We start from the raw sequence: 4545 nt of genomic DNA, 5'->3' as shown, positions 1-4545 counted from the left end.
TACTATAAAGGCAGTGTAAGGGAAACTTCCAGATCCACCTAACCAATCAATTACCGTCACCGGCACATAAATAATGTAAATGAATAGCATTAAGATAAGATAAAACCTGCGCCAACGCTTCTCTGATTTAGACATGCGTAATCTCCTTTCAATGATCTAATGAAATAGTTGAACTAGAACTGGGCCAAATCAATTCTAGAAAATTAATAGTAGGGCCGGCTGATTCTTGGTAAACATGTTCATTTATTTGACCGACTATACCGTCTAAAGATGTTGATTCAAACTCATTGGCAGCCCTTACATAAAAACGATTGTCACTTACGGTTAATACAGCACCATCTAAAACTCCGTTGTTTCTTTGAATAGTATTTCTTGCTTCATTAATTACACTCGTTCTTACTTCTTCGTCTTGAAGTAAACCACTTAAAGTTGTTCTGACTATTGGCTCATTTAATTCTTCTGTTAACACTTGGTTAAATGCCTCTATATTAATTTCATTTTGCGACCAACCTGTATAACCATCTGAACTAGAAAGTTGGTCAATTCTGTCGGAGACTTTTTCATTGAAGTCCTCGAAAAATGCTAGTAAGGATCCTTCCAACGTCTCATCTTCATATTCATCTATAACCCTACTAACCTCTTCATAAAATACACTTGTCGCAGCCAAGCTTGCTTGTTGAACTGTAGTAGAGGATTGTTCTTTAGTAGCTAAAGCACTCGCCATGTTTATAACTAATATAAACATGACCATTATGATACTTAGCATCCCAAGAACGAATATGGCAATGTTTCCTCTTTCATTTAGATAATTTTTCATTACTCAATCACCCGACCATGGGCTGAAGTAGTGAAACTTATTGAGGGTGTACTCCAACCTAAAATCTCATCAGGTAAGAATATTAGACTTATACTCACATTGATGTCGGCGTCAAAGTTCTTTCCAGTTACATTAAGACTAGAAACTGAACCTTCTAAGTAATCACCCGTTGATGTTAAAATTCGATTAGCTGCACTTGATGCTTCAGTAGAACTTTGTGTTACCGAATAAACCTTTGCGTACTCATTGGCAGCTGACTGAGCAACCAAATATCCGTTCACACCAACAATAAACTGAATTAATACAGCTAACAAAATCAACACAAGTGGAATGATCCCCAAAAATTCAATTGTAACTGAACCTTTGTCGTTTCTAACTAAGCTCTTAATTTTTCTCAGCCCCATAACATCACCTAGTGTCCACCAAGATTGGTAATCTTAAGTCTTTCTTTAAATCTGGCAAAGCCTCTTTTTGATTGCTTAGAGCTAACTCTTTAAAAACTTCTTTATGCTCTGCTTCTGACAAATACTCAATATTTTTCACATGTGTTATTTGTTTTAAGTTCTCTTTTGCTTTTGTTTCTAAGTTAATTAATTCATTGATGTATGTTAGTAAACTATTATTAACTAGGTACTTCATGGAGTTTGTTTCATTAATTTGTTCACTTAGAAATGAAATCAGTTTTGATGCTTCCAGTATACTTCTTAATTGTTTAAACTGAGCATAATCAAATTCTGCCAATAAACCTAGTAATTCATTAATATCAGCTTCATAAAATTTCTGACCTTCATTCGCTTTGTTCAAAAGGTATTTTTCACTATCAGACATAATGTCATCATGTTTTTCCTGATATTTTTGAACAGCTTTTATAGCATCTAAACATTGTATATATACTCTCTTATCAGATTCAGTTAATTCAACCTCTGATAATACTCTAATAATAAAATCCTGAACGGCTCTAAAACCTTCCATATTATTATCTTTTTTCTGTTTTCCTTCAAAGATTGAATTTATAAAATTGTGTAAGTATGTTAATTCTTCAAAAGCTTCTTCTAGCTCATCAATTGTTAAGTCGTTCTTTGTAGACACTACAGTGAGAGCACTTATTTTATTAGAAAATTTTGGCCTGTAATAAACAACATAAAAGTCTTCTCCATTAATGTTTAAATGATTTGGGGATATTTTATAATTTTCATATATGCGTTTTAACTTTTTAGTTTTTTGTACTATTAACTGATCTGTTACTTCCATAGTAGTACATCATCCTTTCAATTTAAGAAAACCACCCTTTAACTGTACTCCATGTCTTTTTGGCAGTATCTTTAGCGGAGTTTACCATTGCTTTACCCGTGTCCTTTATATTACCTTTCCAATGATCTGCTACAAACCTAGTTCCTCGAGAGACTGCCCATAAACCTGCTCCAACTCCTATCATTATTCCACCAGCAGCTTGCATTCCTGGAACAACAGCTGTTACCATCCCCGCATTCATAAGAGTGTTCCCAGCACCCTCACCTACTCTCGCTGTTGCTGAGGTCATTTCCGCTCCTGAGGCGTTTTCACTAGTTAGAACATTATATGCCTCTACTGTACTAATTCCAGTGTCTATAGCAGAGAAGCCTGCACCAACTGCTGCAGCTGCAACATTTAGTTTAGATAGAGCCCCTACAGAAACTGGGCTTGGGTTTGGGTTAGATGTTCGTTGAGAGATAGAGGCCAAATCTTCAATACGGTCTATACTTCCACGGTAAGCTTGACTATTTCGTATAGCTTGTTCATAAGACACAATATCAGCTGCTGTCCTTATTCCTTGCGCTGCATTGTATGTGTTTAATACATTATCCGCTGTATCTAATGCTACGTTGTCATCTATCCCAAGCCTTAAACCATTAACAAATATATTTGACCTATAACCAATCCCATAGTTCCTAGATTGATTGTAATTCCTGTCAGTCATATTCTGATGAGTGTCCAGGTGACCCATTAGGTCTACTTGCCCCATTAAAACATCATTAACTAAAAACTTGCCTACATCATATGAGCTAGTGTCAATAGACGTGTCTTGAGGATCATAACCATTGTACATCCAAGGCGGGATACTATTTTCATTGCCAGAAAAACCTGTATTTCTCCATGGATCACCACTCATCTCACCCATCGAAAAATCGTTACCAGCCCATGGTGAACCTTGAGTTGGATCCCCTGCAAATCCATCATTAGACCAAGGATCCCCGTTCATTCCGGGCTGTGCCCATCCATTCATATACCAAGGGGAGAGCTGCCAATCATACCCTGACCAAGAACCATCATTATTAAAACCATCTTGATTCCAAGGATTCCCTTCTCCTGTTTCACCTTCCCATGGTGTGCCGTCTATAGGATTGCTTTCCCAAGGCGTTCCTTCAGTTTCACTACCTTCCCAATCTTCACCTTGCCACTGTAATTGCGAACCGTCCCAAGGATCACCTTCCCAGGATTCACCACTCCAAGGCTCAACGGCATGAACAACTGGTGTAATAAGGGGATGTAAAACTAGCAAAACTGCTATAAAAGCAAGAATCACTCTTTTAAACAATCTACCCATTTTACGCACCTACTCCTTAAGAAATTTTCCTTTCATCCTGAACTTCCAAAGTAGCTAAAGTTTCTCTCCATTTTAAAATCAATGAAGTCATATACATTATTAGAAATGGAAAAACAATTAAGTTTAGTACTATTTGTGTTATGACTTGTGCTGCAAATGATGGTGTTATAGTGAATAATTGAAACGTGACAAAAATACCGAATAAAAGTTCTGCTAACCCAAACAAACTAAGGATCAGAAATATCTTAATAAAATGCTTCTTTGCAACTCGGAGACCTTCTTTAAAAGACTTCCATACTGACTTTTCGTCAAACATGCTTATATAAGGTACAGGAAATACTAATGAAAGAAAGATTAAGCCCGGAAGTATTAAGAGTGCAAAACCAATTGTGCTAATGATTGCTACTAAACATGCAAATATAAACACTGAAAATCCATTTACAAGAAAATGATAGATTGTGTTCCTAAGGTTGTTCTCAACTCCAACATGCTCGTTATACACGAAGCGAATATATGGAGCTTGAGCATAAAGGAAAAATAATAAAGTAATAAGTCCATAATAAATATCCGCCACAGAATAACCACTTGCAAATGAAGGTGTTATCGCATATATATAGTTCGTAATGAACGAGTGTAATAGTAATAATGGCAAAGTTGTAGTGAGCATTAATACTAATACCTTTTCAAATCTTCCAGTATAGATCTCCCATGTGTTTCTAAAAGGTTTATCCATGTATACCTCTCCATCATTTATTGGTAGAAGGTGAGACAGGCTCACCTTCTATACCTAATTACTAGACTCAATTTCTCTCTCAAACGTTTCATCAATGGATTGTCTTGCCTCCTCGATTGTTTGATCACTAAGTTCATTCATTTTTTTATCAACATCTTCCGTTAACTCTTCAAAAGCATCGACTACTTCATTCTTTCTATCACTCAATTCATTTCTCTGTTCATTTGTAAAATAATCGTATTCTATCCATAAAAGGTCTATTGCCCTTTGAAGAGAAACAGACATTGATAAATTCCGGGAATTCCAATTTATCCTAGTACTATTAATGTCAGATTGATTAAATACCACTTGACGGTCAACCTCTCTCATTGCATCCCTCTTCCAGTCTTCCCAAGCCTTTAATACTTCTTC

Annotated in this window: 6 protein-coding genes; all 6 read right to left on the bottom strand. The window is 36.1% G+C overall.

Annotation, left to right across the window (positions count from 1 at the left end):
• Positions 1 to 148 precede the first annotated feature (148 nt).
• A complete protein-coding gene (locus A194_RS0114895) occupies positions 149 to 817 on the bottom strand; it encodes a Tad domain-containing protein (protein ID WP_017187598.1) in 669 nt (222 codons plus the stop codon).
• Positions 817 to 1221, bottom strand: coding sequence for a TadE/TadG family type IV pilus assembly protein (locus A194_RS0114890; RefSeq protein ID WP_017187597.1), 405 nt, complete (start codon positions 1219 to 1221; stop codon positions 817 to 819). Before A194_RS0114890 ends, A194_RS0114895 begins: the two co-directional genes overlap by 1 nt.
• Before the next feature lie 4 nt (positions 1222 to 1225).
• The gene (locus tag A194_RS0114885) at positions 1226 to 2068 is read right to left on the bottom strand and encodes a hypothetical protein (protein WP_017187596.1); all 843 of its coding nucleotides are present in this window, start codon (positions 2066 to 2068) and stop codon (positions 1226 to 1228) included.
• 22 nt (positions 2069 to 2090) lie between these two features.
• Positions 2091 to 3401: a hypothetical protein gene (locus A194_RS0114880; protein ID WP_017187595.1), complete on the bottom strand. Its 1311-nt coding sequence runs from the start codon at positions 3399 to 3401 to the stop codon at positions 2091 to 2093.
• Positions 3402 to 3417: 16 nt separating this feature from the next.
• Positions 3418 to 4134: a hypothetical protein gene (locus A194_RS0114875; RefSeq protein ID WP_017187594.1), complete on the bottom strand. Its 717-nt coding sequence runs from the start codon at positions 4132 to 4134 to the stop codon at positions 3418 to 3420.
• A 54-nt stretch (positions 4135 to 4188) separates the two neighbouring features.
• Positions 4189 to 4545, bottom strand: a 357-nt coding sequence (locus A194_RS18720; RefSeq protein ID WP_040403117.1) for a hypothetical protein, incomplete at its 5' end; no start/stop codon positions are given.

This window comes from Alkalibacillus haloalkaliphilus C5 (assembly GCF_000269905.1).
GTDB classification, from domain to species: Bacteria; Bacillota; Bacilli; order Bacillales; family Alkalibacillaceae; genus Alkalibacillus; species Alkalibacillus haloalkaliphilus_A.
The sequence above is the reverse complement of the archived record's forward strand: the minus strand, read 5'-3'. Positions and strand labels throughout refer to the sequence as shown.

Coding starts and splice junctions, on each gene's coding strand:
- A194_RS0114885 (WP_017187596.1), bottom strand. CDS start 2,068: ATGGAAGTAACAGATCAGTTAATAGTACAAAAAACTAAAAAGTTAAAA.
- A194_RS0114880 (WP_017187595.1), bottom strand. CDS start 3,401: ATGGGTAGATTGTTTAAAAGAGTGATTCTTGCTTTTATAGCAGTTTTG.
- A194_RS0114890 (WP_017187597.1), bottom strand. CDS start 1,221: ATGGGGCTGAGAAAAATTAAGAGCTTAGTTAGAAACGACAAAGGTTCA.
- A194_RS0114875 (WP_017187594.1), bottom strand. CDS start 4,134: ATGGATAAACCTTTTAGAAACACATGGGAGATCTATACTGGAAGATTT.
- A194_RS0114895 (WP_017187598.1), bottom strand. CDS start 817: ATGAAAAATTATCTAAATGAAAGAGGAAACATTGCCATATTCGTTCTT.